Origin of the sequence: Citricoccus sp. NR2, assembly GCF_027594385.1 — a bacterium.
GTDB lineage: Bacteria > Actinomycetota > Actinomycetes > Actinomycetales > Micrococcaceae > CmP2.
Genome location: NZ_CP115154.1, coordinates 810,059 through 834,882, shown reverse-complemented (window position 1 = coordinate 834,882; position 24,824 = coordinate 810,059). Strand labels below are relative to the sequence as shown.

25 protein-coding genes and 2 pseudogenes are annotated in these 24,824 nt (G+C 64.9%); 10 read left to right on the top strand and 17 right to left on the bottom strand.

Annotated features, from left to right (window positions below; genetic code table 11):
• The first annotated feature begins 29 nt into the window (after positions 1-29).
• From O1A05_RS03815 to O1A05_RS03800, 4 genes are all read left to right on the top strand, one after another.
• Positions 30-1,307: a molybdopterin molybdotransferase MoeA gene (locus O1A05_RS03815; protein WP_270106747.1), complete on the top strand. Its 1,278-nt coding sequence runs from the start codon at positions 30-32 to the stop codon at positions 1,305-1,307.
• Positions 1,304-1,987, top strand: coding sequence for a molybdenum cofactor guanylyltransferase (gene mobA, locus O1A05_RS03810; RefSeq protein WP_270106746.1), 684 nt, complete (start codon positions 1,304-1,306; stop codon positions 1,985-1,987). The genes O1A05_RS03815 and mobA overlap by 4 nt, the downstream gene beginning before the upstream one ends.
• The gene (locus O1A05_RS03805) at positions 1,984-2,277 is read left to right on the top strand and encodes a DUF6457 domain-containing protein (RefSeq protein WP_270106745.1); all 294 of its coding nucleotides are present in this window, start codon (positions 1,984-1,986) and stop codon (positions 2,275-2,277) included. Before mobA ends, O1A05_RS03805 begins: the two co-directional genes overlap by 4 nt.
• A 168-nt stretch (positions 2,278-2,445) precedes the next feature.
• The gene (locus O1A05_RS03800) at positions 2,446-3,540 is read left to right on the top strand and encodes an intradiol ring-cleavage dioxygenase (protein ID WP_270106744.1); all 1,095 of its coding nucleotides are present in this window, start codon (positions 2,446-2,448) and stop codon (positions 3,538-3,540) included.
• Positions 3,541-3,601: 61 nt separating this feature from the next.
• Here O1A05_RS03800 and O1A05_RS03795 read toward each other — a convergent pair whose 3' ends face one another.
• From O1A05_RS03795 to O1A05_RS03785, 3 genes are read right to left on the bottom strand one after another with little or no spacing between them, the layout of a single operon-like run.
• The gene (locus tag O1A05_RS03795; RefSeq protein ID WP_270106743.1) at positions 3,602-4,216 is read right to left on the bottom strand and encodes a hypothetical protein; all 615 of its coding nucleotides are present in this window, start codon (positions 4,214-4,216) and stop codon (positions 3,602-3,604) included.
• The gene (locus O1A05_RS03790; RefSeq protein ID WP_270106742.1) at positions 4,213-4,998 is read right to left on the bottom strand and encodes an ImmA/IrrE family metallo-endopeptidase; all 786 of its coding nucleotides are present in this window, start codon (positions 4,996-4,998) and stop codon (positions 4,213-4,215) included. The genes O1A05_RS03795 and O1A05_RS03790 overlap by 4 nt, the downstream gene beginning before the upstream one ends.
• A gap of 29 nt (positions 4,999-5,027) precedes the next feature.
• The gene (locus O1A05_RS03785) at positions 5,028-5,354 is read right to left on the bottom strand and encodes a helix-turn-helix domain-containing protein (protein ID WP_270106741.1); all 327 of its coding nucleotides are present in this window, start codon (positions 5,352-5,354) and stop codon (positions 5,028-5,030) included.
• 139 nt (positions 5,355-5,493) lie between these two features.
• Between O1A05_RS03785 and O1A05_RS03780 the strand changes: the two genes are divergently transcribed.
• Together O1A05_RS03780 and O1A05_RS03775 are read left to right on the top strand one after the other, a co-directional pair.
• Positions 5,494-6,786, top strand: a complete 1,293-nt coding sequence (locus O1A05_RS03780; protein ID WP_270106740.1) for a DUF4434 domain-containing protein — start codon at positions 5,494-5,496, stop codon at positions 6,784-6,786.
• A gap of 140 nt (positions 6,787-6,926) precedes the next feature.
• Positions 6,927-7,475, top strand: a complete 549-nt coding sequence (locus O1A05_RS03775; protein WP_270106739.1) for a YceI family protein — start codon at positions 6,927-6,929, stop codon at positions 7,473-7,475.
• Between the two features lie 87 nt (positions 7,476-7,562).
• Here O1A05_RS03775 and O1A05_RS03770 read toward each other — a convergent pair whose 3' ends face one another.
• The gene (locus tag O1A05_RS03770) at positions 7,563-7,952 is read right to left on the bottom strand and encodes a hypothetical protein (protein WP_270106738.1); all 390 of its coding nucleotides are present in this window, start codon (positions 7,950-7,952) and stop codon (positions 7,563-7,565) included.
• A gap of 362 nt (positions 7,953-8,314) precedes the next feature.
• Here O1A05_RS03770 and O1A05_RS03765 point away from each other — a divergent pair, with 362 nt between their 5' ends.
• Complete coding sequence (locus O1A05_RS03765) at positions 8,315-9,166, top strand: LysR substrate-binding domain-containing protein (protein WP_270106737.1); 852 nt, start codon at positions 8,315-8,317, stop codon at positions 9,164-9,166.
• Positions 9,167-9,168: 2 nt separating this feature from the next.
• Here the strand turns inward: O1A05_RS03765 and O1A05_RS03760 are convergent, their stop codons facing one another.
• The 3 genes from O1A05_RS03760 to O1A05_RS03750 form a co-directional block, all read right to left on the bottom strand.
• On the bottom strand, positions 9,169-10,059 hold the full coding sequence (locus O1A05_RS03760; RefSeq protein ID WP_270106736.1) for a hypothetical protein: 891 nt from the start codon (positions 10,057-10,059) through the stop codon (positions 9,169-9,171).
• Positions 10,060-10,083: 24 nt separating this feature from the next.
• Positions 10,084-11,349: a DUF3500 domain-containing protein gene (locus O1A05_RS03755; protein WP_270106735.1), complete on the bottom strand. Its 1,266-nt coding sequence runs from the start codon at positions 11,347-11,349 to the stop codon at positions 10,084-10,086.
• Positions 11,350-12,003: 654 nt separating this feature from the next.
• Positions 12,004-12,642 carry a hypothetical protein gene (locus O1A05_RS03750; RefSeq protein WP_270106734.1) on the bottom strand — a complete coding sequence of 213 codons (639 nt, stop codon included), beginning with the start codon at positions 12,640-12,642 and terminating at the stop codon, positions 12,004-12,006.
• 271 nt (positions 12,643-12,913) lie between these two features.
• Here O1A05_RS03750 and O1A05_RS15695 point away from each other — a divergent pair, with 271 nt between their 5' ends.
• On the top strand, positions 12,914-13,183 hold the full coding sequence (locus O1A05_RS15695) for a helix-turn-helix domain-containing protein (RefSeq protein ID WP_442867662.1): 270 nt from the start codon (positions 12,914-12,916) through the stop codon (positions 13,181-13,183).
• 235 nt (positions 13,184-13,418) lie between these two features.
• Here the strand turns inward: O1A05_RS15695 and O1A05_RS15690 are convergent.
• The 8 genes and pseudogenes from O1A05_RS15690 to O1A05_RS03710 all read right to left on the bottom strand — a co-directional run.
• Positions 13,419-14,654: pseudogene (locus O1A05_RS15690) on the bottom strand (IS1634 family transposase); the annotation flags it as partial.
• Positions 14,651-15,640 (bottom strand): IS481-like element IS5564 family transposase, encoded by a 990-nt coding sequence (locus O1A05_RS03735; protein WP_011113072.1) that lies wholly within the window; start codon positions 15,638-15,640, stop codon positions 14,651-14,653. The gene O1A05_RS03735 and the pseudogene O1A05_RS15690, both read right to left, overlap by 4 nt.
• Complete coding sequence (gene cmx, locus O1A05_RS03730; protein WP_005297378.1) at positions 15,640-16,815, bottom strand: chloramphenicol efflux MFS transporter Cmx; 1,176 nt, start codon at positions 16,813-16,815, stop codon at positions 15,640-15,642. Before cmx ends, O1A05_RS03735 begins: the two co-directional genes overlap by 1 nt.
• Before the next feature lie 21 nt (positions 16,816-16,836).
• Positions 16,837-16,890: a chloramphenicol resistance leader peptide gene (locus O1A05_RS15685; RefSeq protein ID WP_011113070.1), complete on the bottom strand. Its 54-nt coding sequence runs from the start codon at positions 16,888-16,890 to the stop codon at positions 16,837-16,839.
• Positions 16,891-17,005: 115 nt separating this feature from the next.
• A complete protein-coding gene (locus tag O1A05_RS03725) occupies positions 17,006-17,404 on the bottom strand; it encodes a hypothetical protein (protein ID WP_270106731.1) in 399 nt (132 codons plus the stop codon).
• 134 nt (positions 17,405-17,538) lie between these two features.
• Positions 17,539-17,799: pseudogene (locus O1A05_RS03720) on the bottom strand (IS110 family transposase); the annotation flags it as partial.
• 22 nt (positions 17,800-17,821) lie between these two features.
• The gene (locus tag O1A05_RS03715; RefSeq protein ID WP_442867661.1) at positions 17,822-19,192 is read right to left on the bottom strand and encodes a uracil-xanthine permease family protein; all 1,371 of its coding nucleotides are present in this window, start codon (positions 19,190-19,192) and stop codon (positions 17,822-17,824) included.
• Positions 19,193-19,231: 39 nt separating this feature from the next.
• Positions 19,232-19,789: a helix-turn-helix domain-containing protein gene (locus O1A05_RS03710; RefSeq protein WP_270106730.1), complete on the bottom strand. Its 558-nt coding sequence runs from the start codon at positions 19,787-19,789 to the stop codon at positions 19,232-19,234.
• A gap of 95 nt (positions 19,790-19,884) precedes the next feature.
• Here O1A05_RS03710 and O1A05_RS03705 point away from each other — a divergent pair, with 95 nt between their 5' ends.
• Positions 19,885-21,501: a bifunctional NAD(P)/FAD-dependent oxidoreductase/class I SAM-dependent methyltransferase gene (locus O1A05_RS03705; RefSeq protein WP_270106729.1), complete on the top strand. Its 1,617-nt coding sequence runs from the start codon at positions 19,885-19,887 to the stop codon at positions 21,499-21,501.
• A 60-nt stretch (positions 21,502-21,561) separates the two neighbouring features.
• Here O1A05_RS03705 and O1A05_RS03700 read toward each other — a convergent pair whose 3' ends face one another.
• The gene (locus O1A05_RS03700; RefSeq protein ID WP_270106728.1) at positions 21,562-22,242 is read right to left on the bottom strand and encodes a hypothetical protein; all 681 of its coding nucleotides are present in this window, start codon (positions 22,240-22,242) and stop codon (positions 21,562-21,564) included.
• A gap of 83 nt (positions 22,243-22,325) precedes the next feature.
• Positions 22,326-22,709 (bottom strand): hypothetical protein, encoded by a 384-nt coding sequence (locus O1A05_RS03695; RefSeq protein ID WP_270106727.1) that lies wholly within the window; start codon positions 22,707-22,709, stop codon positions 22,326-22,328.
• 252 nt (positions 22,710-22,961) lie between these two features.
• Here O1A05_RS03695 and O1A05_RS03690 point away from each other — a divergent pair, with 252 nt between their 5' ends.
• A complete protein-coding gene (locus O1A05_RS03690; RefSeq protein WP_270106726.1) occupies positions 22,962-24,707 on the top strand; it encodes a bifunctional 3'-5' exonuclease/DNA polymerase in 1,746 nt (581 codons plus the stop codon).
• Positions 24,708-24,824 lie beyond the last annotated feature (117 nt).

Below are 24,824 nucleotides of genomic sequence, written 5' to 3'. Positions count from 1 at the left end.
GGTCCGGGTGGACTTTTTCTAGGGGTGCGATGAACGACGACGGGCTGGTGTCGGCGGCGGCGTGGGGTGACTGGCTGCGCGCGCAGATCGCGACGACGGCGGTGGTCGAGCGTGCGGTGACGGAGGCGCACGGGCTGGTGCTCGCCGAGAATGCGGTGGCGCGGTACGACCTGCCGCTGTGGGCGAATTCGGCGATGGACGGGTACGCGGTGCGGGCGGCAGATCTGGGTGTCGGGGTAAGCCTGCGCGTGCTGGGCGAGGTGCCTGCCGGCAGCGGCGCGGATCCGGAGCTGCCGGTCGGGTGCGCGGTGCGGATCATGACGGGTGCTGCGGTGCCCACCGACGCCGACACCGTGATCCCGGTGGAGCGGACCCGCAGCGCTGACGGCGAGACCTGGGCCCGCGACACCGTGCAGATCTTGGAACCGGTGGCCGAGGGCGCGAACATCCGCCGTCCCGGGGAGGACACCCGCGCCGGCACCGTGCTGGCCGCCGCGGGCACCCGGCTCACTGCCGCGCGTCAGGCTGCCCTCGCCGCCGCCGGGGTGGAGCGCGTGCGCGTGCACGCCGCACCGCGGGTCGCCGTCGTCGTCACCGGGTCCGAACTGTGCGCCCCCGGGCAGGTGCCGCAGCGCGGGCAGATCCCGGAGTCGAACTCGGTGCTGATCGCCGGGCTGCTGCGTGAGGTGGGGCTTGAGCCGGTAGCGGTGCGACATTCGCGCGACGACGCGGCCGGGGTGCGCGCGCTGCTCGCCGAGCTGGCCCGCGGCATGGTGGACAGCTCGGGCTGCGACCTCATCCTCACCACCGGCGGCATCGGGCCGGGCACCCACGACGTGGTGCGCATCGCGCTGGAATCTGAGCCCGGGGTGCGCGGGGCCGAGGTAGCGGTGCGACCGGGGGCGCCACAGCGGGCCGGGCGGCTGACCGAAGGCCCGCTGGTGATCGCGTTGCCCGGCAACCCCGTGAGCGCGGCGGTGAGTTTCGAGCTGTTCGTGCGGCCGGTGTTGCTGGGGATGCAGGGTGCGGCGCGCACCGAGCGCCCGCGGGCGCAGGCGGTGGCCGGGGCGGACTGGCGCGGCAAAGTTGGTCGGCTCCAGGTGTTGCCCGTGCGGGTGGAAGACGCGGGTGAGGCCGGCAGGACGGTCGACGCCCCTCAACTGTGCTGCGTGCCGGCGGTGAATCCGCGCGGGGTGTCGCATGCGGTGGGTGGTCACGGTACCGCTGACGGCTACGCGTTGGTGGCCGAGGACCGCGGCGATGTGCGCGCCGGCGAGACCGTCCCCGTGATCCTGGTGGGGTCATGATGCTCGACGCCGTGATTCTCGCGGGCGGGCGCGGCAGCCGGCTCGGCGGTCTCGACAAGGCCACCCTGCGGATCGACGGCGAACGCCTGGTGGACCGCGCCGCGGCCGCCGCCCGCGGGGTCGGAGCCGGACGCGTCGTCGTCGTCGGGCCTGAACATACCCGCGCCCCGGGCAGTCTCGTGGTGCGCGAGAATCCGCCGTTCGCCGGACCCCTGGCGGCGCTGGCCACCGCGCTGCCGCACCTCGACGCGACCTGGACGCTGCTACTGTCCTGCGACCTCGAGCACCCCGACGCCGTGGGCGCCCTGTTGGCCGAGCAGTTGGCGGAGCACCTGGCGCCCACTCCCGATCCGGCATCCACTGCGCAAGACGGGTGGGTGCTGGTCGACGACGACGGCTATCCGCAGTGGCTAGCCGGCCTGTACCGCACCGCCGCTCTGCGCCGGGGTGTAGAGCAGCTGGGCGACGACGGCGACGGTGCAGACGCCGACAGCCGCCTGACCCACCTCGCCGACCTGCCGTTGCGCGCCCTGTTCCGCGCCGGAGACCTGCGCCTCACCAAGATCCCGGCCCCTGGGTCCCGCACCGCCGACATCGACCGGCCCGAAGACCTCACCCGCGCCCGCGCCATCCCTGACTCACAGCCTGACCCCGATCCCGAAGGAGACCCGACCCCATGAGCGCTTCGAACAGCAAGCACCTGCCCCCGTCCGCCCTGAACGACTGGCTGGCCGAGGTCGCCCCCGAGCTCGGCCTCGATCCGGAGGTGGTGCCAATCGGCAAGGTGCTGGACGTCGCCCGCGACGTCGCCCACGGGGTCGCCCGCCCGGCCGCCCCCCTCACCACGTTCCTCGTCGGCTTGGCGCTGGGGCAGAACCAGTCCCATGGCACCTCCGGAGAGGCGCCGGACTTCGACGAGCTGCAGGCCCGGGTCACCGCACTCGCAGAGAAGTGGGAGTACCAGGGCTAGCCGCCCAGATTTGTCGCTACCGGGCCACCTTGCGCGGGAACACGACGGCGATCAGGTCGGTGGATTGAGACTCACAGGTTCGGCATAGGAACCCCACAGTGCAGTGCTGAGCCGCGGCGGGATACTCATTCAGACACGTCATCCCGACCGTTATGAAAGGACCGCACCATGACCCCGCTCTTCCGCCCCCGCCGCAGTGCCGACCCGAGCCGCCGAGGCCAGCAGTACACCGCCTACCCGACCGCCTCAGAGCACGACGACGTCGAATCTGGCACGACGCCCACCACCGGCACGGGCATCCCCACCTTCGAGGGCCGCCCGCTGGACCGCCCGCACGAGGACATCGAGGATCAGGGCCTGGCCTTCGACCTGACGACGGCGATCTCCCGGCGCCGCGCCCTGGGCATCTTCGGGGTGGGCGCCGGCGCGCTGGCCCTGGCTGCCTGCGCCCCGACGTCGAGCTCGACCACCTCCTCCGCCTCCACCTCGGCTTCGGCTACCGCCTCCGCTTCCGCCTCGGCGTCGTCAGCGTCAGCCACCGACTTCACCGAGGAGATGCCCGGTGAAACCGCCGGCCCCTACCCGGGCGATGGCTCCAACGGGCAGGACGTTCTGGAGATCTCCGGCGTCGAGCGCTCCGACATCCGCTCCAGCATCGACGGCGGCGCCACCGCCGACGGCGTGAAAATGACCCTGACCATGAACATCGTGGACATGGTGAACAGCAACGGCCCCATGACCGGAGCTGCCGTGTACGTCTGGCACTGCGACGCCGTGGGCGAGTACTCGATGTACTCCGCCGGCCTGGAGAATGAGACCTATCTGCGCGGCGTCCAAGTGGTGGGCGACGACGGCACGGTCACCTTCACCACGATCTTCCCCGGATGCTATGCGGGGCGCTGGCCGCACATCCACTTCGAGGTGTTCCCAGACATCGACTCGATCACCGACGCCGGCAATGCGGTGCTGACCTCGCAGATCGCGCTACCTGAGGCGGAATCGGAAGCGGTCTACGCCGACTCCCGCTATACCGGCTCCGCGCAGAACCTCAGCGGCGTCACCCTGGAGACCGACAACGTGTTCTCCGATGGCTGGGACCTGCAGGTGCCCGAGGTCTCCGGGTCGGTGTCCTCCGGGTATACGGTGCGCATCGACGTCCCGATCGACACCTCCACCGAGCCCGAGGCTGGCGGAATGCCCGGTGACGGGGGCGGAGGCGAGATGGGCCAGGGCGGCCCCGGTGGCGCCCCGCCCAGCAACTGATCTGTGCTGTCAGCGTGACGTCGCGCCGGGCGGTCGCCTGCCGATCGTCCGGAGCGTCAGCTCACGTCCAGCAGGGGAGATCGAGCAGTCCCGTGGTCTCCAGGGGAGCAAGTCCGTCGTCCAGCTGACGGAGTTTCGCATAGACGGCGCGCAGGGCGGACTTATCCGGCAGAAAGTCCTTGCCGGCGGCGTTTCGGAGGACGGTCGTGGTGCTCACCAGTCGGATGCCTCCGCAGGCGGTGCCGGAGCGTTGCTTGCGTTGAAGTCGCTCGGCTTCGGCCATGGCCAGTCGTCGTCCTCCGCTGTCATCGATCAAGACCAGCACGTCGTCCCCACGTTCGGCGGCGACGACAGCATGGGCCACGACCATGATTTCACCGAGGTCTTTGCTGGTGCGCATGCGGTCGTGGAAGGGGATCCCGGTGATGCGGCTGACGGCGGTGGAGAGTTCTGTGGTGGGGTTGTCTCGGAGGATCTCGAGGTAACGGGACGGAATTTTTCTGAGGACGCGCTCGGCCGCGGTGAATCGCTGATCTTGACCGGATTTTCGGATGATCTCTTGTTCCACGACTTCGGGAATCGAGAGTGGGCCGACAGTCCCGAAGAGCAGGCGCTCTTTATTGATCGAGAAGAAATTAAGGCCTGGGCCAGCATCCATGATGGGCCGTTGCCTCATGCGTCCTCACCATCATCCTCCAGGCCCGTGAGGTCGACGGTCACGGTGGGCAGGTCCTCAACCTCGAAGTCGGCCTCGGCTGGAGATCTGGGTGCCAGCCCGACCTCATACAGCTCTTTGACGACCTGCTCTTCGCTGACGCCGCGCAGGGTGGCGATGGTCTGCGCGCTCACCACACCGGCGGCGTAACCGGCGTTCGCCCGTGCCACCAGGGATTGTGGGGCACGGAGCCGCTGTGAGTCTTCCTGGAGGGAGCGGTACTGGTCCTGCCAGCCGAAACGCGTCGCCAGCTCCGGGGTGTAGAGATCTTTCCATTCCGAAACGGTGTCGGGAGAGATGTAGCTGGCGTCTCTCATCGCAATGGCGGCGATGGCTGGGGATACGAGGAACCGCTGGACCACATCGGAAAGGGTGGATTCCGTTGCTTTCGCTACGACGCCCAGAAATTCTCTCAACCCTTCTTGGGGAACCAGCAGATGTCGAGCGAAGGCGTCGGCGCGCTTTTCCGCCGGGGAGCGTTCCGCTAGATCCTGGGCGTGATCTCCGAATATCAGGTGAGCCAGTTCGTGAGCCAGCGTGCTGCGCTGCCGCATCGGATGTGGCGTGCGAGCTACTCCGATGAAGACCCGGTCCCGAACGGGATCCCGCATGGTGAGGCCGTGTTCATCGGGTTCCGCGTCCAGCACGGCAACATCGTGTCCCGTCGATTGCTCGATCAGTGCGACGAGGTCGCCGAGTGGTTGGACTCCGAGCCGGTGTTCCTCGCGGAATTGTTCGGCCATTTCACGTGCTTGCTGTTCCGACGTCCCCCTCATGGTGCAGGAATGGCCTGGTCGTCGAGATAGGCATCGAGTTCCATAAAGTGCAGCAGCCGCTGCCGCATCGTGTCCATGCCCGATCCGTTGGTCGCCCGCGCGACGCACTCCACGCGTTCTGAGACGCCCGTCCCGGTGAGCTGGGCGACCGTGCATCCGGTGGCGTCCGCGATCAGGATGATCTCGGGCAGCTTCGCCTCGCGGGCGCCGGCCAGAATCCGGTTCAGGGTGGGCTGCGAGATTCCGGTCTTCTCGGCCAGGGCACGCTGGGAGAGTGTGCTGTGCTCGAGCGCGCTGTTGATGGCGGCGGTGATGCTGCTCATGAGGCACCTCGTGAATCACTTTGCTGTGGGTGATTCAGAGTACCACGCTGGCGGGTGTTGTGCATCTCACGCACTCGGCGGCGCGACCGGGCCGCCTCAGAACTGTCCCCGGCCGTCGTCGTCGTGATGAACTGGAGGCATGCCTGCTTCCCCGCCCGCTCGGTCCCGTTCTCTGCGCACCGGGGTGGCGTTCGCCGCCATCATCCTCGCCGTGGTGTTTTTGGGCTGGATGGCCATCGTGCTGGCCACGGGCGACGACGACGGCGGGAACCAGAGCGAGAATCAAGAGCAAAGCCAGGCGGTTGAGCCCACCCGAACCGGACCCACGGCAGGTCCCAGCCCTTCCGAACCGCCCCCCGTGTGCCGGGTGGACGCGCGTTTCGTGGCCGGATTCATGTCGCCCCAGAACAGTGACGAGTCCACCGCGGAGCGCCTCGAGCTGATGAACACCGACGCCGTCACCTTCGGCGGCTGGGTGCGCCCCACGGAGCGGGACGAGTACCCCGAGCGGGTGCGCAACGCCGTGGATGACCTCGAAGGCACGCACGACGTCTACCGCTACACCGTGGAGATGAGCTGGGAAGGCACCGATCTGCTCGACGACGACGCCATCATCCACGAGGGCGACACCGAATACGGGATCGTCGAGCTTGAGAACGCCGTAGTCATCACCTCCAGCGCCGACGGCAACGACCCGTTCCACTCCCTGTTGCGCACCGCCCCCGAACTGGACGCGCAGGGCTACATCGGCTTGCCCGTGCCGCAGATGCGCACCGAGGGTGACACCTGGCTGCCGGACAACAGCTACGCCGACGTCGTCGACGGGTTCAACGAGTACTTCGTGCGGGCCTACCAGGAGCGCGGCGCCGACGGGTACTACCTGGCCATGGAGATGCCGCTGACCGACGCCGACCACTGGAACCCGGTCACCGACTACTACGGTCGCCAGGTGGAGATCATCGACGACGTCGACGCCGGCGCCCCCGTGCTGATCGCCCCCTACCTCGAGGGCCGCGCCGATGCCGCCACCCTGACCCCGGACACGGCTGCCGCCGGCTACCAGAAGCTGCTGAACCTGGGCGGGGAGTCCGAAATCTTCGTCGCCCCGCAGGACGGCCTCGGTGTGGGCACCACCGCCTTGGAGGCGGATGACTCCGCGGAGCACGAATACACCACCGAGGAGTACTTCGCCGCACTGCACGACGTCGACGCCGAGCACCTTTACGTCACCATTGAGGCGATGACCCCCGGCGGAGGCGATTCCGAGTCGCGGGAGGACTCCACACGCGATCGGGTGGAGGAGCAACTGGCAGCTGTAGACGCCTACGTACAGGGGGCCATAGGCTACCAATGGGCCGGCCAGAACAGTATTGCGGAGCTGCCACATCTCGGCCGCGGAGCCTGTGCGGCCGGGGTCGGCGAGCTGCCCTGATGCTGGCCCTGAAGCAGGCTCGAAAAATTTCTGAAAAATTCTCTACCGATGGGGAATAGACCCCCGCGAGCAGTGGTTATGCTCGGTGTTCTTACAAAATTGAAATACCCCCCCCGACGTTCTTCAAGGAGGACATCATCATGGCTCAGCTGACCGCAGGCACCTGGAACCTCGACAACTCCCACTCCGAGGTGAACTTCATTGTTCGTCACGCCGGCATCTCCAAGGTGCGCGGCTCGTTCAACACCGTGAGCGGCACGGCCGTGGTGGGCGAGAACTTCTCGGACTCGAAGATCGACGTCACCATCGACCTGGCCTCGATCAACACCCGCGACGAGAACCGCGACGGTCACCTGAAGTCCGCTGACTTCTTCGACGTCGAGAACCACCCGCACATGACCTTCGTCTCCACCGAGATCAAGGACGTCGACGGCGACGAGTTCACCCTCGTGGGCGACCTGCAGATCCTCGGCAACACCCGCCAGGTGGAGCTCAAGGGCGAGTTCGGCGGCGAGACCGTCGATCCCTTCGGCCTGACCCGCGCCGGTTTCGAGGCCAAGGGCGAGATCTCCCGCAAGGAGTTCGGTCTGACCTGGAACGCAGCCCTGGAGACCGGTGGCGTGCTCGTGGGAGACAAGGTGAAGATCGAGATCGACGCTTCCTTCGTTCTCTCCGGCGACGACGCCTGATTCAGGCTCGCACCCTGATCTAGCGTCACCTGACGCGCGAGCGGGTGCGGTCGAGACATGTTCTCGGCCGCGCCCGCTGCTGTATGTTCAGCTCGCGAGTGCTCGCGCTTTGATGGCGGCCAGGTCCCGTTCTAGGCGCTCAATTGCGGATTGTAGGTTGTCGCCTGTGTGGCTGGTGAGGCCATCGGCGATAAAGCCGCGGGCAATGGTCGAGACTGGCACTCCACTCTCTGCGGCCAGCTTTTGCAGCGCATCGAGCGTCTCCGCGGGGATGCGCACCGTCAGCATGGACGAAGGGCCGCGGTTCGGCTTCGTCCACTCGCCTTCAGTAACGCGGTCCCGATACTCGTCGGTGTCGGCGTTCAGTTCAGCGCGGATCGCGTCTCGCGCCTCACCTGGGATTCGATTATTCATCGTCTCGCCTTCCTTCGTAGAGCTTGCGATGGGCGTCGTTTGCCGGCCAGGCGTTGCCGCCATATAACCGACCTTCGTGTCTCACGACGATGACTACCAGCACTTCCCCGCGCGTTGGACTCCACCCGACGTAGCGGTCGGATTTTCCGGAGTGACTCGCTGGATCGGGGGAGCGTAGCAACGCGTTCTCGTCATTAATGGCCTCTTCAGCCTCATTCGGTGCGACTCGATGACGCTCCCACATGTGAGCGACAGCCATCGGGTCCCACTGAATTCTGACCATGCATTAATTGTATTACGAGCGTCATACAGTTGGAAGAGTTGAGGGTGCGTCTTGTTTCAAAGTGCTCTTCGCCGTTCTCGGGTTGGTTCCTGTCTCCCTGGGGGGTGCTGGAGCCGTCGGGTGAGGCGATTAGGCTGGATGCATGACTGATGCGTCCGGAACTGCCCACGACACCGTTGCCGAGACGCTGTTCATCGTCACCGTCCCCGGGGCCACGCCCTCGAAATGGGTGGAGCGGTTCACGTCCCGGCATCGCGCCGTGCAGCTGGTGAACCAGGATGAGGCGGCGCAGATCGCGCACCTGAGACCGGCAGCCGAAGGCGAGCTACCGCGCGGGATTCCGCAGCTGGGCTACGTGCGCTGGCGGCTGGACGCGTCGTCGTCGGAGGTACTCGCTGCGGCCGGAATCGAGCCCGAGCAGGTGCACGTGGTGACCCTGTACCAGGAGCAGCCGGTGGTGTGCGTGGGGCGCGATCACGTGCTGGCGGCGTGGGATTCTGACGTCGATGGACCGTTGCCTGCCGCGGAGTTGGAGGCGCTCGACGACGCCCAGGTGGACCCGCGGGATTTCGCCCCGGTAGTGGCACCCGAGGCCGACCCGCTGGATGTGCCCGAGCAGCCCGGGGCGGGGGAGCGGATGGCGCTGGAGATCGTGGCCTCCGGTGCCGGGTACACCGTGCTGCCCGCCTCGGTGGCGCGGATGTTCGGCCGCCGCGATCTGGTGACGCTGCCCCTGGAGCCGAGTGCGGCGCACCCTGGTTGGCAGGTGGCCCTGGCCTGGCGGCGGGATCTGGATTCGGAGCTGGTACAGGACTTTATCGGGGTGGCCCGCGGGCGGCGTCCGTCGTCGTCGCGCAGCTCCGCGGTGCCCGAGCAGAGGCAACAAAAGCAGGAAAAGCCATCAAAGAAGCAGCCCGCACCGAAAACCGGCAAAAAGGGTGCGAAGGGCGCGAAGACCACCGCGAAGAAGGGCACTCGGGGTCGGCGGCGCTGAGCCTACTTTTCGAACCCAGCGAGGGCGGAATCCAACTCGGCCTTCAGGATGCGAGGCAGTGGGGGCACATGACCGGCGGGGCCATCATAGAAGCGGAACCGCACGCGATCTTGGTTCGGCCCGTGGTGGATCACTTGCTGGAACGGCTGATAGTGATCCGCCATGTGTCGATCGTCGTTCGAGTTCTGTACATAGTGGACCCGGTTGGGCTGTGCGTCGCGGTAACGCGTCACGGCGGAGAGCCTGGCGCCCAACGGAGCCGACCAGTCTTCCCCGGGGTCCAACTGGTCGAGCGGAACATCGGGCTGAAGATGAGGCATGACTCGACGGAGGTAATTGCGCTGTGGACTCAGGCCCGGAACGCTCTTGGTGCGATACTTCGATACGGCCGTCTGCGCATTGAACGGCATCGCTATACTTCCGGGGATGTAGGTGGCGATCTGTAGGGACGCCAGCCCTCCGCCGGAAGATCCGGTGATGATGATCCGCTGAGCTCCGATCGTCTGCGCGGTGCGGGCGATCCAGTCGGCAATCACCGGGTAGAGGTCGAGCTCCTTCCACCCGGTGTACCAGGCCAGCTCCAGCGAGGGGTGCAACCAGAGGCAGGGGTCGGAGAAGTACAAGGTGCTGTAGTCGGTCTCACGCAGGGTACGCATCCACTCGAAGCGCGGTAGGGTCTTGACCTTGCGATCGGTGGAGCCGTGCAGAACCACCACCAGCACGTCTGATGACTTGTTGATCAGCAACGCATCCATGAACGTCTTCTTCGGCAGGTCTGCACGGTACTTCGACACCCCGGGTTGATCCCAGGGGGTGAAGTGCGTGACATCCTCGACGGTCGTCAGCGGGACATCGTGGTGGGTCTGCACGTGATGGAGTGGGACGACAGTCATAGGTAGCATCGTCCCACAGTGCCGCTAGAAGCTGGGGCCGACCTCGCCGTCGCCACCGGCACCGTCGCCGGCGGGGCCTCCGCTCATGCCGGAGGCGGCCTGCTGCGTAACGGAGCCACCGTAATCGTTCGTGGGGTCACGGTAGATGGTGTGCACGTGGCCCCATCCGGAGGTGGTCACGCCGTCAACGTCGGCCCCGGCCGATCCCTGCTGTGCCTGGAACGCCAGATACACGTTCGGCCCGGAGATGGAGAAGGAGATGCCCTCGCCGGTGCTCATGTCGTAGGTGGTCTCCCCGGACCAGGCGATCACGGTGTCGTCGAGCGTTGCTTCGATCTCCGCGAGAGCGGCTTCGTTGGACTCATCATCCGCGGCCATGCCGGCCCAGTTCGCGATGAGCTCCAGCAGGGCTTCGCGTTGTTCTTCGGTGAGATCGCTACCGCTCAGCCCTGCACCGGTGGTGAAGTCGCAGGTGTCGCCCGGTGAGCACATGGTGACGTCGCCCGAGGTCAGGGTCTCCTGCTGGTCGGTGGTGAGCGAGTCGTAGAACGCAAAGGCATCGGTATAGATCTCGTCGAAGGGCTGGACCTCTTCGCCGTCGTCGTTGGTATACACCGCGGGCTGGACACCCAGGTGGGTGGGCGCGAAGGTGAGGGTCTCTTCGGCGCCGTTGAGGTCGGCATTGACTCCGAGGTGGTGGCCGCCAAACTGCAGTGACCAGGCCTTGGTATCGGAGGGGTCCCCGAAGAGCGCGATGTAGTACTGGCCGAGCGAATCCTCGGTGGTGGAGCTGTACTCGTTGAGGTACGCGTCGCCGCCCATGATGCCCTCCACGGTGGCGTAGGCTTCCTCGCTGAGCAGGGTTTCGAGCACGGCCAGGGCTGCTTGCTGCTGTTCCTCGGTGAGGTCGGCGAGGTTGAGCCCGGCACGGTCCACGAAGGTCACCGGGAAGTTGGTCCACGACGTCGTCTTCGTCTCGTCGTCGTAGTCGTAGAGCACCGCCTCCTGCTGCTCCTCGTTCAGGGTGGCGAGGAACGCTTTGGCCGCCGCGGCGGTGTCGGAAATGGTCTCAGCGGTGCTGCCGGAGGTGGTGGATTCCGACGTCGTGCCGGTGGTGCTGGTGGCGGTGGTGGAGACGGTCTCGACGTCGGCGGCGCTGGTGGCGGCGGCGCAGCCGGCCAGCGCGAGTCCGCCGGCCAGCACCAGGGAGGTGGCGGCGAGTCGGGCGCGGGCGAACCAGGGGCGACGGGTGCTGGTGGCGGGGGGCTGGGTGCCTGTCGTGTCGATCATGACATTGACCGTAAGGACCAAGTCTGTTGCCAGCTCAGGTCGACCCTATGTCGTAGCTGTGACTCGGACTGTCCGTCGGCGGAGCGACAGATCACTGACACCGCGATTGTCCTGGTTGGAAGGCTCGGTTCGGTGATCCTGAATGGTCTCGTGCCCACCTGCCGCGCGCACCCGGCAATGGGTCATCAAGCGCGCGCTATCGAAGCACCAAGCCGCAGTCCGAGGTGGCATCGATCGGCGCACCTACCAGCGACGCTCTGCCCGGAAATCTTGACGCCCGACTCCGACGGTTAACCGAACGGCATCGAGACTAATCGGCACGCGTCGCCCCAGTAGTTCAGAATTTCAGCTCGCGGTTCTGGGGTTTGTCGTTGCAGTATGAGCAGGCTCAGTTCTGCTTGGTTGCTCGCTGTTCCTCGAGCGCGACGACCAGCCGTGAAGCGGCAAGCCCAACGAAGCCGCAAGCGCCCAACGCCGACGTTGAGAACAGAACAAGCGCCTCCGTGGATTCTGCTAGTTCAGCTAGAGCCGTCTCCGAAAGACGACCTCGGAAAGCATCAAAAATAATGAACCAGACGCCGAGACCAGCGAGGGCGCCAAGTGCCCCCGCCAGCCGCGCGTATATAGACTTCATCACGAACCAAATCTATCCCATCAACGGTAGGAGAACGTTGACTTCACCGTGCAGGCTGCGGCCTTGCCAGCGTTCCTATCCTTGGCGCTGTGCCAAACCTGGAATGTCCGAGCGGTCGATACGCTTTCGCCGCGTTGAGACCACGTCACACTTGACCGAATTACCTGCCCCTTGGACAGTTTCGGGCACTTACCGCCGCTCCCGGTGAGGGCGCTCTTCACTTCGGATGCAACCGTCCACCCGAGTAGAGCCGCGCCGGCGAAACGGATGATCCGAGTCTGCGGAACAAACGTAAGGACGGCTCCGGGAACGTGGACAGAGATCGCCCCGGCTACGGCTTCCGCCCCTGATACAGTGCGAGTGTTCGTGAATGTCCCAGGTTTGACGAGTCGAGTGTAACTTAATGTTTTTACTCCGCGAACACCAGTGATCTCAAGATTCACCATGTGCAGAGCACCCTTTGTCGATACGTAAAGAGTGTGCTTGCCCTTCTTCGTGGAGAACTTCTTCGAATCGAGCGAGCCGCCGCGTTTCGTTTCTTTGTAAAATGCCTTTGCCGATGGGACTGCTGCCAATGGCAGCTCTTTAGCGTTCGTGTATACCACCTTTATGCGCTTGCCGGCCGAATCTGCAGTTACGCTGTTGATCGTGGTCTGCACGGTGTATTTGTCTGCCGCCGTAGCCGGGGCTGGTGCCGCTACAATGAATGTGGCAATGAGAGCTGTCGTAACTAGCATGCTTACCCACTGCCGAAGCGAGCGCCGCTGAGGTCTATTGTTCTGCTGTTTTGCTTGCACCGCTGTTCTCATTTTTCTCTCAGAGTCACCCCAGCGATGAGCTGGCTGCACAAGACTCTCTCAGGCTGTGTCAAGCATCGACAAGAACATCTATGTTTGATTCTCGAACTTCTGATGCCACAAAAGGATAACGATGGAAGATGAAAGGGTCGCGGCCGATGTGGCGAACGCCCTGAGCAGACACGTCAGGATTTGGCGTGCTGAGCGCGGATATTCGCAGGAAACACTGGCGATAAAAGCGCGGCTATCAACACCGACATACCGACGCATTGAATGCGCTGAGCGAGACAACCCGGCGAACCCCACTCTTCATACTATGGTGACGCTCCTCTCTGCTCTCGGCACGGCTGATTTTGTGATGAAGAGCCTAATATCAGCTCTCGATCACGCTCGTCCCGAGTGAGCCAAAAATCTACCAGGTGCAAATTCTTTGGTGTAAGTATCGTCCAAGAGATTCTGGCCTTGCCCGCACGTTGTGGACGCGTTTTAAGTCCATCAAGCCGTTACCTGAAGTCCTTCTATCTCACTAGCTGACCGTTGGCACCGAAGCGATACTTCGTATTCCACCGGCGGAGCGTTCCGATCGAGGATTGCAAACGACGACGGTTATAGGGCTCTTCGCCTGAGTCGTGCCACTTTTAGTGCCCCGTATTTTGGCTGAGCTGCTCAAGGATGGCTTGGGCGTCCACTGGGATGGTCGGAGCCGCGGCGAGTTTTTGGCCATTGATATCAATCGTGACCGTGCGCAACGGTCGTAGTACTTGAACAAGCTTCTTGATACTGACCCCAGTCACGGCTTGTAGGTAACGAGCCACGGCCAGCGCGCAGAACACGATCGTCAAGTGCGCCTCGATCGAATCACGCTGATGATGGAACATCGGCCGGGCCCGGATATCACTCTTGGCCAACCGGAACGACTTCTCGACCTGCCAGAGATCGTGATAGGCGGCGACGACAGCTTCACCATCCAAGACGTGTGGGCTGATATTCGTCACGTACCCCTTCAAACCCAACAACTGTCTGGCTCGCTCGACCAGTGCCCAGTCCACTCCGGGTTTCTTGCCGGTGAGATTCACGAACCGGTCCTTACGCACCGCCCGTGTCCCCGAGTCAACTTTCTCGGCCTTCTCGACCTGCTAATTCAACGTGTAGTTATCGCGCTTCTCGCGTTTGAACGAGTAGTGATACACCTCCCGGCGATCCCTGGCATGAGCACCGGTACCCATAGAACGCGATGATTCTAGGACCTGCCCGTCGGCGAAGTAGGTGCCATACCGCTCGAAATGCGCTGCCAGGTCATACGGTGCTTTCGCGATCTTGGAACCAACAATGGACGAGAACCCTGCATCCTCCAAGGCGTTGAGGTTGCCCGCTGAGAGCATCCCGGCATCAGCGACGACCACCAGGTCCTTGACCTGATGCCGTTCTTGGAAGGACCGCAGCACCGGGACCAAGGTCAGGGTTTCTGCCTTGTTGCCTTCGAAGCAGTGAATCTCCAGCGGGAACCCATCGCGATCCACCAATAACCCGACGACGATCTGTGGATCGACTCGACGTTCTTTGCTCATCCCGACTTTACGGAGTTCGTCTTCGTCGGCAGCTTCAAAATATAGCGTCGTGACGTCGTAGAGCACCACAGACAAACTGGTGCTTCCTGCGGTTGTCAGTGCGTGTGCGTAGGCTGCCCTGCTAAACCCATCCCTCCAATCTTGGCTGATGGATTCGGCCAGGCTGCGCCAGATCGTGCGCAACGACGGAGCATGGACGCCCAGTTCTTCCAAGACGCGGATCGTGTCAGCCTTCGAGGTCGGCTCCACGAGCCGGGCGAGTACCAGCTTCTGGAACACCGTGTTCCGTGCAATGGTGAATCCTAGGTGTGATGTCCAGGGACGTTGTTGAGTCGGTCGAAGGGTACGCCGCCAATCGCAGAGTGGTGTCGGTGGTGGTTGTAGAAGTGGAGCCAGCCGGGCAGCGCCAGGCGTCGTTCGGCCTCTGAACCGTAAAACCTGGCATAGGCCCAGCCGTCCCCGAGCGTGCGGTGGAATCGCTCGATCTTCCCGTTCGTCTGCGGCCGGTAGGGGCGTGTCCGCTTGTGTCGGATGCCGAGCCGAGCGCAGAAGTCCCTCCATGCGTGGGATCTGTATGCCGACCCGTTGTCGGATAGGACTCGCTCGACGGTCACGCCTCGTTCGGCGAACCAGGCCACGGCGCGTTCGAGAACTCCCACCGCTGTGCTCGCCTGCTCATCCGACCAGATTTCTGCGTATGCGACGCGGGAGTGGTCATCGATGACTGTGTGAACGAACGCCGTCCCGGTGCGCGGCTTGTGATCTTTTCCTCGTGGTAATCCCGGAGTCGCGAGCTTGTTCCGTGCGCCTTGCTGCCGACCTACGTAACGATGTCCACCGCCGTCGGGGATGTTGCCGAACTTCGTGACATCGACATGAATCAACGATCCCGGATGAGGATGCTCATATCGCCGCAATGGCTCGCCAGTGACACGATCGATATGCGAGAGGCGGTTCACGCGGCAACGGACGAGGACCGCGTGAACAGTCGACGTCGAGAGACCAAGTCGCGCAGCGATCTGGGCTGGCCCCAGTCGAAGCCGCCAGCGCAGGTTGATGATCTTCTTCTTGACATGCTCGGGCGTCCTGCCTGGGATCCGGTGCGGCTTGCTGGAGCGATCCTGCATCCCAAACTCACCCTCTTCCCGGTAGCGGCCTGCCCATTTCCGGGCAGTGATCGGGGAGACCATGAACATCTTTGCGGCGATCGTGGCCGGATAGCCGTCTTCGACAATCAGCCGAGCTAACCGGAGACGGGCACGAGGAGTGAGAAGAGCGTTCGGATGGGTCATCAATTGGCCTCCGCCGCGGTCTTCGTAAGCGCGCGTCTGGTGAGAAGCATGATGACGAGAGCGATCGCTGTCAGCACCGAAGCGACCCAAACCGGCGCGAGCAGCCCCAGCCCGGTCGCGAGCCCGAGCGCACCAAGCACGGGCCCCGCTGCAGCTCCGATATTCAATGCTGCGGTTGCGTACGAACCGCCCATCGTTGGCGCACCCGATGCTGCATACAGCACACGCGTGATCAGAGTACTGCCGACGCCGAACGACAGGAATCCCTGAACGAGGACGAGGACGATAAGCGCAACGGGATGAGATGCGACCACTGCCAACACGATCCAGCCTGTCAGCAATAGCGGTCCGCCGACTGCGAGCACGAGGCCAGGTCGTTGATCTGATAGTCGTCCTGCGATCGTGACGCCAAGGAACGATCCGATGCCGAACATCACCAGCGCGACGGACACCCACGCTTCGGCCAAGCCCGCGGTCTCGGTCACGATGGGTGCCAGGAAGGTGAATGCCGCAAAGGTCCCTCCGTTGATCAGCGCTCCGAGTGCCATGGCCAGGATGAGCCGCGGCGTCGCCAACTGGCTGAGCTCGACACGGAGCCTTGGTGAGGTCGCGCTAGTCTCGCTCCGACCAACATTGTTCGTGACGCCACGAATGACTCCAACGGCCGCGGGAATACAGAGGATGGCGATCGCCCAGAACGTCGTTCGCCAGCCCAGCGCTGTGCCGAGCAGTGCCCCGGCGGGGACGCCCACGACGGTTGCGATCGTCGTGCCGGAGAGCAGGATCGACAGTGCACGCCCCTTCTGGTTCGCTGGCACGAGGGTAGTGGCCGTGCTCAGTGCTACGGCGAGGAATCCTGCGTTTGCGAGAGCGCTGAGCACCCGGGTGATGAGCAGGAGAGAGAACACTGGTGTCATCGCTCCGATGACGTGGCTTCCCGCGAACACGAGAAGGCAAACGATCAATGTGAGCCGCGGTGGCCAACGGCGAGCGAATGCCGCCATCACTGGCGCGCCGACGACCATACCGACTGCGAATGCGGAGGTCAGCAGGCCCGCAGTGCCGACCGAGACGTCAAGTTCGGTCGCGATCGCGGGGAGCAATCCCGCGAGCATGAATTCTGAAGTGCCCATGACGAAGACCGCCAGGGCAAGCATGTAAAGGGCAAAAGGCATCGAGTACTCCGAGGTGTGAGATCAAGAAATGGTTCTTCTTGTCACCACGGCCAGCGCCCCGGGTACGCCAGACATACGCCCACACAGATCGTGGGCGTCGTAACTAGTGGTTCAAGGGGCTGGCGGTGTGACCGACAACCCCTGACCTGTCTGATTCGGGACTCGACATGCCCCAAACTCTAACATGCCTTCAATGGCAAGCGGTCTGGACAGATACTTCTTGAATCGGCACGGTGTCATTACGGGCGGGGGCCAGAACAACGTCCCTGGACATCACACCTAGGTGCTCATACGCGTCTTCCAGCACGTTCCACAGCAGCTTGGCCGAGGAACCCGTCACCCTCGGCCCGATGGGTGTAACGCTGTGCTGAGATTCTGTTTGGCTCTGGGGGTCAGGGATTTCGAAGTCGAGTTCTTGTTGATCACCGGCGATCTTGGTTTTCGCCACGTGCACGAGGGCGGTGATCTCGGTTTCGGTATGGCCGGAACCGATGTGCTCGATAATCGTGCGCACTCCGCGGTGTTTCTGCGCGATCTGGACCGCGATCGCCCCTGAAGCGGTCTTCATTTTCCGCACGAACAAGCCCACCAGAACAGTCTAGAACCCGCCGATTAGTGCCCCAACTCCTCAACCCCATCACCGGAATATCAACGATCAGACCCGTGAAATCATCCCTCCACCGGAAAAGTGGCACGACTCAGGTTATAGGGCTCTTGGCATTTGATTTCGTACCCCTGAGCGGTGACAGCACCGGTAAGCGCGGCCCCGTAGGTGGCTGCCCCCTTCGATCACCCAAAGTGGGTCGGCATTGCCGCCAGTACGACGGCCCGCCCAAAAGAGTGCGCGCCTGATGCCCGCGATTGCGGCCGGGAACTCGCGGGTATCGAGCAGCTCGCCGGTCGTGGCGATGATGGTGTAGACGTGGTTGCGGGCGTGGTATCGAAGCCGACGACAAGCGAGCGTGAATGTGCGACGATAGTCATGGCGGTCGTAGGTGTGACTCGGTCAGCCGAGTTTGCCGGGCTCGGTGGCCGAGTAGCTCTCCTCGTCGTTCTCGGATACGGGCTCGGATCCGCGCAACCGGGCAATCAGCGTCATCACGTGGTACACGATCACCGTGGCGGCGGTGCCCAGGGCGATGCCGCCGAATTCGGCGCCACCCACCACGATGGTCGGATCAGCGATCGCGATGATCAGGCCCGAGCCGGCGGTCATCAGGAAGATGGTGTTGGAAAAGTCCACGCGGTTCTGTACCCAGATGCGGGCGCCCATGATGCCGATCATGCCGTAGAGAATGATGCCGGCACCGGCGGCTACCCCGGGAGGAATGGTGGCGATCAGCGCACCGAACTTCGGGAAGAAGGCCAGCGCAATCGCTGTCAGCCCGGCCACCCAGTAGGCCGCGGTCGAGTACACACGCGAGGACGCCATCACCCCGATGTTCTCGGCGTAGGTGGTGTTTCCGACGCCGCCGCCCAGCCCGGAAAGCGTGGTGGCCAGGCCGTCGGCCATCAGGGCGCGCCCGTAGGAGGGTGTCAGGTCACGCCGGGTCATCAGGCCCACGGTGCGCACGTGCCCAATATTCTCCGCCACCAGCACGAACACCACCGGCAAGAACAGGAACGCCACGTTGAAGTGGAACTCGGGGGTCTGGAACGGCGGCAGCCCGAGGACGTCGGCCTTACCGATCGATTCAAAGACCACCTGCCCCTGCGCCAGGGCCACCAGGTAGCCGACCACGATGCCCACCAGAATGGAGAGCCGGCCGAGCAGTCCCTTGAAGAGGACAGCAGCCAGCACGATGGCGCCCATGGTGGAGAACGTGGTCAGGGTGAGTTCCTGCATCCCCACGGTGGTCGCGGAGGCCAGGTTCAGCCCGATCAGGGCCACGATGGTGCCCATCACCACCGGCGGCATCAGTGCGTGAATCCACCCGGTACCCACCATTTGCACGACGACGCCGACGAGGAACAGCGCCACCCCGGCCATCAGCACGCCACCCAGCGCCCCGGCCATGCCGTGCTGCGAGGTGGCCGCGGTGATCGGGGCGATGAACGCGAAGGAGGAGCCCAGGTAGCTGGGCACCTTGCCCTGGGTGAGCAGCAGGAACAGCAGGGTGCCCACACCCGAGAAGAACAGGGCTGCGGCCGGCGGGAATCCGGTGAAGGCCGGGACCAGTACGGTGGCGCCGAACATGGCCATCACGTGCTGGATGCCCACACCGATGGTGTTCGGCCAGGCCAGGCGCTCGTTGGGTGCGACGACTTCGGAGGGGCGGATATGCCAGCCGTCGCCGTGGACCGTCCACTTCAGGCCGAGCTTGTCGAGCACGGAGCGGGAATCGGAACCGGTGGATGCGGAGTGAGTGGAAGACACGTTGGATAGTGTAGAGGATCGCCCCGGACTGACTCGGCCTCATTCGGTGCCATCGTGACGATGCACGGTGTGCCCTTCCTGGTCGAACACCATGAGCACTTCCGCGGGTCCGCCGTCCGCCACGAACGCATGCGGGGTCATGGTGGAGAACTCGGCGGCCTCGCCCGCCTCGACGACGACGACCCGCTCCCCGAGGAAGAGGCGGATCCTGCCCTCCATCACAAAGAACCAGTCGTGACCGGGGTGCACCCGCTGCTCCGGGACCACGCCGGTGGGCTCGATCCGGACCTTGAGTGCCCTCATGTTGCCGGTCGCCTTCGACAGCATCCACGTGGTGCGCGAGCCTTCCTGGCTGGGCAGAGGGCGGATGACGACGTCGTCGTCGGTGTCATCCTCCAGCAGGGTCTCGACATCGGTGCGCAGGGCCCGGGCCAGCGGTAGCAGCACGTCCAGACTGATGGAGCGCTTGCCGGTCTCGATGCGGCTGATCGTCGAGGGGCTGAGGTGGGCACGCTCGGCCAGCTCATCGAGCGACAGGGACTGGGCGCGGCGCAGGCTGCGCAGTCGGGTGCGCACGACCTGTTCAATCTCGGACATGGTGCTCCCTCATCTACCTGGTGCCTGCCTCACCCGCGTCTTGCGAATACTGCAAGAGTGTATGCGGTTTGTGCGATGAGCGCTAGTCTCGAGTCATGACCTCCCAGCACCAGCATTCCCCTGACCAGCATGCGACTCCGCCCGTCCTCACCCGTCACGCCGACGTCGCCATCATCGGTGGCTCCGCTGCCGGGCTGGCCGCCGCACTGCAGCTCTCCCGCCAACGGCGGTCCGTTATCGTCGTTGACGCCGGGCAACCGCGCAATGCACCGGCCGCAGCCATGCACAGCTACCTCGGCCACGAAGGGCGCTCCCCGCGCGAGTTCCTGAGCATCGCCCGCGAGGAGGTGCGTTCCTACGGGGCGGAAATCCTCACCGGGCGGGCGGTCAATGTCACCCGCGACAACGAGGGCTTCCGCATCGAGCTGACCGGCGGGCACCTGCTGCGCGCCCGTCGCGTCATCGCCGCCACCGGACTGACCGACGAGCTCCCCGACATCCCTGGCCTCGCCGAGCACTGGGGAACCTCCGTCATTCACTGCCCCTTCTGTCACGGATACGAGGCGCGCGAGCAGCGTATCGTGGCCCTGGTGACCTCGCCCGCGGGCCTGCACGCCGTGCCCCTGCTGCGCCAGCTCACCGAGCAGCTCACCGTGGTGGTGCACACGGGTGTCCCTGCCGACGATCCGCAGCTGGCGACGCTCACCGCGGCCGGGGTGCGGGTGGTCGTTGCCCCCGTCGAGCGGATTCTCGACGACGAGGCCGGGCAACTGCGCGCACTGCGGTTGACCGACGGCGTCGAGGTGCTCGCTGACACGATTCTCGTCGGCACCCGCTTGCACGCTCAGGTCGCACCCTTCGCCGGGCTCGGCCTCACCGCCAGCGACCACCCCACCGGCGTAGCCAGCTACGTCGAGGCAGACCCCATGACGGGCGCGACGGAGGTACCGGGAATCTATGCCGCCGGCACACTCGCTGAGCCGATGCTGCAGGTGCTGCCCACCGCAGCTGCCGGGTCACGGGTCGGGGCGATGGTCAGCTTCGACCTGGCCCAGGAGGATCTCGCGGCGGCCGCGCGCCCGGTGGCCCACGGCGCCGACTGGGAGGGTCGCTATTCCGGGGAACGCCAGTGGAGCGGCAACCCGAACGGCTCCCTCGTCGCCGAGGCGCAGCATCTCACACCGGGCACCGCGCTCGACATCGGCGCCGGAGAGGGCGGCGATGCCCTCTGGCTCGCAGAACACGGATGGCAGGTGACGGCGAACGACATCTCCGCCAACGCCCTCGACCGGATCCGCGCGGAATCTCAGCGACGCTCGCTGCCGGTGGAGACCCTGCAGGCTGACGCCAACGCGGCCAATCCCTTCGCCGGGAACCGGTATGACCTGGTGACCGCTGCCTACGCTTCGATACCGCGCACCCCGGACGCCCGCGCCATAGCGAACCTCCTCGGCGCGGTGGCACCCGGCGGGCGACTGCTGATCATCAACCACGACGCCGCCGACCTGCGGGACGTGCAGGCTCATGCGGATCCGGAGACCACTCGGGCGTTCGATCATGAGGCATTCGTGAGCACCGAGGACATCGCGGAGGCGCTGTCGGCTGCGCCGGAGTGGGAAATCGAGGTCAACGAACGCCGGGAGCGCCCCGCTGGAGCCGTCTCTACCCACCACGTCCACGACGTCGTCCTGCGTGCCCGCCGGGTGAGCTGAAGGTTGACCCCTCCGTCGCCGTTTTCCTACTCAAGGTTCAGTAGGAACCGTGCTGGAGGTTTAGTGGCAGCGGGCGCCATAGAGGCCGAGCACGTATTTCATGTCGACATCGGTCTTGAGGATCTTATGTTCCTCGGTGACTTCCACCGGATCATTGCCCAAGCCGTCGTCGGTTCGACGCATCCAGAACGCCCAGCATGCCCCGCCCCCGAGTTTTGAATGGAACTTCACCCCGGCCGGGTAGGAGCCGTCATCTACGATTTGGGTGCGGATCCACTCAGCGATCACGCTAGTAACTTCTCGGTTCTCCCCTGTCAGTGTGCTGAGCGTAAGGAGGTCGACGCCGTAAGTGCTTCGGAGATTCGGTCCCAAGGCGGCGCTCACCGCTGCCAGACTTTCCATCGCGGTCAGATCCACCCATGGAGCAGGGCTTGAGATCTTGAGTTGGTAGACCAGGTGGTCATCGCGCCACCCTGCAGGCACCGACCCGGGTGTCATGTGCCCGTTTCGACTCCAGTCGTTTCTCACCTCGTCCCACGCATCCTGCCAAGACATCCCAAAGTGGCGGGCAACGAAGTCGACCGCTGAGCGGAAGTCTGATGAAGCGCGGGCGAGGGACAAGGTTTCCGCATAGGCGATCTGTTTACTATCAGCTAGATAGATGGTTCGGCCGGGAGTGTCGAACCTGGACCAGTGCGAGCGGACTTCACTGGGATCAGCGCTTCGTTCGAGCGGGTTCAAGGGGCCGTAAGAGACCTTGGCGATCCGGTATCCGGTCCGTGGGCCATCCACTAGTGCCAGGCCCGTGTTGGTGCAGACCCGCATCAACCAGCGAAGCGATCTTCAGTCATCGCCTGAGCCGCTGACATGACATCTCTTGAGCGGTCCTGGCTGATGGCCTCAACGGGGGAGATTTCACCCAGCCACGGATTCGCGCTAATGAACCAAAGCCTGGCCACATGTTCGCCCTCGGCCTCGACCACATGTGTCCAGGCGCGGTGGGCGAGCATAATTCGGGCCACTGACTCGTCCTTCGGCTCAGGTCCGCCCAATTTCGCCCAGCCGTAGCTGACCTTCTTATCCTTGTTGCCAGCCAAGGCCGCTACTAGCGTGGCGCCGAGTGCCTTGTTGAGTCGGCGGACGACCTCCCTGATGCCCAGCCGGGCGGTCCCGGCATGGGCTGTACCGACGTCGATTGAAGTTGCCATCAGTCACATCTCCTTAGAATTTCGTGCCACCCTAGGTACCCGGATGCTTACTTCTATGCTACCTAAAATCGACAAAAAATCTACTACTAATGGACAAGGCTCCAGGAAAGCTCTCGTGTCATGACTGCGCCGCAGTTGTGAGAGCCGGTGTTTCTCCGTCGCACGCCGGGGCGTCGTTCGATTCGTCCGGCGGCGTTCTGATGGTGGACTTCAGTGAACAGTCTGGACCAGGTCGAAACGTAGACTGGGTTCATGCCGAGCTCCGACGACCCGACACCGCGGTGGTGTGTGCTCGGGACGAGCGCCGGCGGGCGGGTGTGCCTGGTGCGGCTGAGTTTCGACGGCGTGGAGCTCGGGCGCGACGACGTCGAGCGTGCCCAGCTGCCCGAGCTGGTACTGAAACTCGAGACCGAGATCACGGGACTGCGCTGGGTGTTCAGCGATGCCCCGCACTGGTACCCGCGGCTGGTGGCCGCCGGCATCACCCTCAGCCGGTGCCATGACCTGCGCCTGTGCCACGCGATTCTGCGCGACGCCGCATGCGTCATCGAGCGCTCCGAGCTGGCCGCCGACACCCGGTGGGATGCCGGGCCCAGCGACATCGCCGGCCCCGAACTGGTCACCGCTCTGTTTGATTACGACGCCGGACCCAGCGCACACACCGTCCCGCACGACCTCGACTCCGCCCTGGAGGAGTTCCGCCGGCAGCGGGCCGCGGTGGCATCAAGCAGCCGGCCCGGCGCGCTGCACCTGCTGCTGGCCGCCGAGTCCGCCGGGGCGCTCGCCGCCGTGGAGATGAGCGCGGCCGGCACCCCGTGGGACGTCGTCGAGCATCAGCGGATCCTCACCGAGGCGCTCGGACCCAGACCAGCGGCAGGGCACAAACCCGCGAAGATGCTCGAGCTGGCCGAGCAGGTGCGCGCAGCCCTGAACGCTCCGCAACTGAACATCGATTCGCCCACCCAGCTGCTGCGCGCCCTGCACCGGGCCGGGCTCAGCGTGGACTCCACCTCCAAATGGGAGCTCGAGGAGCAAGAGCACCCGGTCATCGAACCGCTGCTGGAATACAAGAAGCTGGCCCGGTTGCTCTCGGCTAACGGCTGGGCCTGGCTCGACGAATGGGTGCGCGAGGGGCGGTACCACCCGGTGTATCTGCCCGGCGGAGTGGTCACCGGGCGCTGGGCGGCCGCCGGTGGCGGAGCCCTGCAGCTACCCCGGCTGTTGCGTCCCGCGCTGCGCGCCGACCCCGGCTGGGTGCTCGTCTCCGCCGATGTTGCCCAGCTGGAGCCGCGGGTGCTGGCTGCCATGGCTGGCGACCGCGCCTTGGCCCAGGCCGCCTGGGGCCGCGATCTGTACTCGGGCATCGTCGAGCAGAACATCGTGCCCACCCGTCAGGATGCGAAAATCGGCATGCTCGGCGCGCTCTACGGCGGCACCACCGGTGTCTCCGGCACCGTCGTCCCACAGCTGCGCCGCGTGTTCCCCGCCGCCATGCGTGTGGTCGATGAAGCAGCGCGCACCGGTGAGAACGGCGGCATCGTCTCCACCTGGTGGGGACGATCCTCCCCGCCCCCGAGCCCCGGCTGGCAACGGCTCCAAGAGCGGGCCTCCGACGTCGAGGCCGGCCCGTCCGATGAGCGCGCCGCCCGCACCGCGGCCCGCACCCAAGGCCGGTTCACCCGCAACTTCGTGGTGCAGGGCACCGCCGCGGAGTGGGCGCTCTCCTGGATCGCCGACCTGCGGCTGCGCCTGGCCCAGCTGCCACCCGTCACCGACGTGCCGCACGCCACCGCCTCAGGTCCCGCCTTCCAGCACCGCTCGCACCTGGTGTTCTTCCTGCACGACGAGGTCATCGTCCACGCCCCGGCCAGCCAGGCGGACACCGTGGCCGAGGCGGTCCGGGAGTCCGCCGCCGCAGCGGGCCGGCTGCTGTTTGGTGGCGCTCCCGTTGACTTCCCGCTCGACGTGCAGATCGCCGAACGGGCGGTCAAGGAATGATCAATTTGACGTCGCAGCCGACGGCCGGCCGTGTGCGACAATCTCGCGCGGATCGGCGCACGTGGAGCGCAACAGACTCCGACACATGAACTTCAGGTAACTTTTCTGTCATTTTCT

What these genes read in the sequence shown, in the direction of transcription:
- O1A05_RS03770 (WP_270106738.1), bottom strand. Translation starts at nt 7,952, where the DNA reads ATGGCGGCAACGCCTGGCCGGCAAACGACGCCCATCGCAAGCTCTACG.
- O1A05_RS03765 (WP_270106737.1), top strand. Translation starts at nt 8,315, where the DNA reads ATGACTGATGCGTCCGGAACTGCCCACGACACCGTTGCCGAGACGCTG.
- O1A05_RS15695 (WP_442867662.1), top strand. Translation starts at nt 12,914, where the DNA reads ATGGAAGATGAAAGGGTCGCGGCCGATGTGGCGAACGCCCTGAGCAGA.
- O1A05_RS03705 (WP_270106729.1), top strand. Translation starts at nt 19,885, where the DNA reads ATGACCTCCCAGCACCAGCATTCCCCTGACCAGCATGCGACTCCGCCC.
- O1A05_RS03805 (WP_270106745.1), top strand. Translation starts at nt 1,984, where the DNA reads ATGAGCGCTTCGAACAGCAAGCACCTGCCCCCGTCCGCCCTGAACGAC.
- cmx (WP_005297378.1), bottom strand. Translation starts at nt 16,815, where the DNA reads ATGCCTTTTGCCCTTTACATGCTTGCCCTGGCGGTCTTCGTCATGGGC.
- O1A05_RS03800 (WP_270106744.1), top strand. Translation starts at nt 2,446, where the DNA reads ATGACCCCGCTCTTCCGCCCCCGCCGCAGTGCCGACCCGAGCCGCCGA.
- O1A05_RS03695 (WP_270106727.1), bottom strand. Translation starts at nt 22,709, where the DNA reads ATGGCAACTTCAATCGACGTCGGTACAGCCCATGCCGGGACCGCCCGG.
- O1A05_RS03775 (WP_270106739.1), top strand. Translation starts at nt 6,927, where the DNA reads ATGGCTCAGCTGACCGCAGGCACCTGGAACCTCGACAACTCCCACTCC.
- O1A05_RS03710 (WP_270106730.1), bottom strand. Translation starts at nt 19,789, where the DNA reads ATGTCCGAGATTGAACAGGTCGTGCGCACCCGACTGCGCAGCCTGCGC.
- O1A05_RS03795 (WP_270106743.1), bottom strand. Translation starts at nt 4,216, where the DNA reads ATGAGGCAACGGCCCATCATGGATGCTGGCCCAGGCCTTAATTTCTTC.
- mobA (WP_270106746.1), top strand. Translation starts at nt 1,304, where the DNA reads ATGATGCTCGACGCCGTGATTCTCGCGGGCGGGCGCGGCAGCCGGCTC.
- O1A05_RS03790 (WP_270106742.1), bottom strand. Translation starts at nt 4,998, where the DNA reads ATGGCCGAACAATTCCGCGAGGAACACCGGCTCGGAGTCCAACCACTC.
- O1A05_RS03785 (WP_270106741.1), bottom strand. Translation starts at nt 5,354, where the DNA reads ATGAGCAGCATCACCGCCGCCATCAACAGCGCGCTCGAGCACAGCACA.
- O1A05_RS03815 (WP_270106747.1), top strand. Translation starts at nt 30, where the DNA reads ATGAACGACGACGGGCTGGTGTCGGCGGCGGCGTGGGGTGACTGGCTG.
- O1A05_RS03735 (WP_011113072.1), bottom strand. Translation starts at nt 15,640, where the DNA reads ATGACCCATCCGAACGCTCTTCTCACTCCTCGTGCCCGTCTCCGGTTA.
- O1A05_RS03690 (WP_270106726.1), top strand. Translation starts at nt 22,962, where the DNA reads ATGCCGAGCTCCGACGACCCGACACCGCGGTGGTGTGTGCTCGGGACG.
- O1A05_RS03760 (WP_270106736.1), bottom strand. Translation starts at nt 10,059, where the DNA reads ATGACTGTCGTCCCACTCCATCACGTGCAGACCCACCACGATGTCCCG.
- O1A05_RS03755 (WP_270106735.1), bottom strand. Translation starts at nt 11,349, where the DNA reads ATGATCGACACGACAGGCACCCAGCCCCCCGCCACCAGCACCCGTCGC.
- O1A05_RS03780 (WP_270106740.1), top strand. Translation starts at nt 5,494, where the DNA reads ATGCCTGCTTCCCCGCCCGCTCGGTCCCGTTCTCTGCGCACCGGGGTG.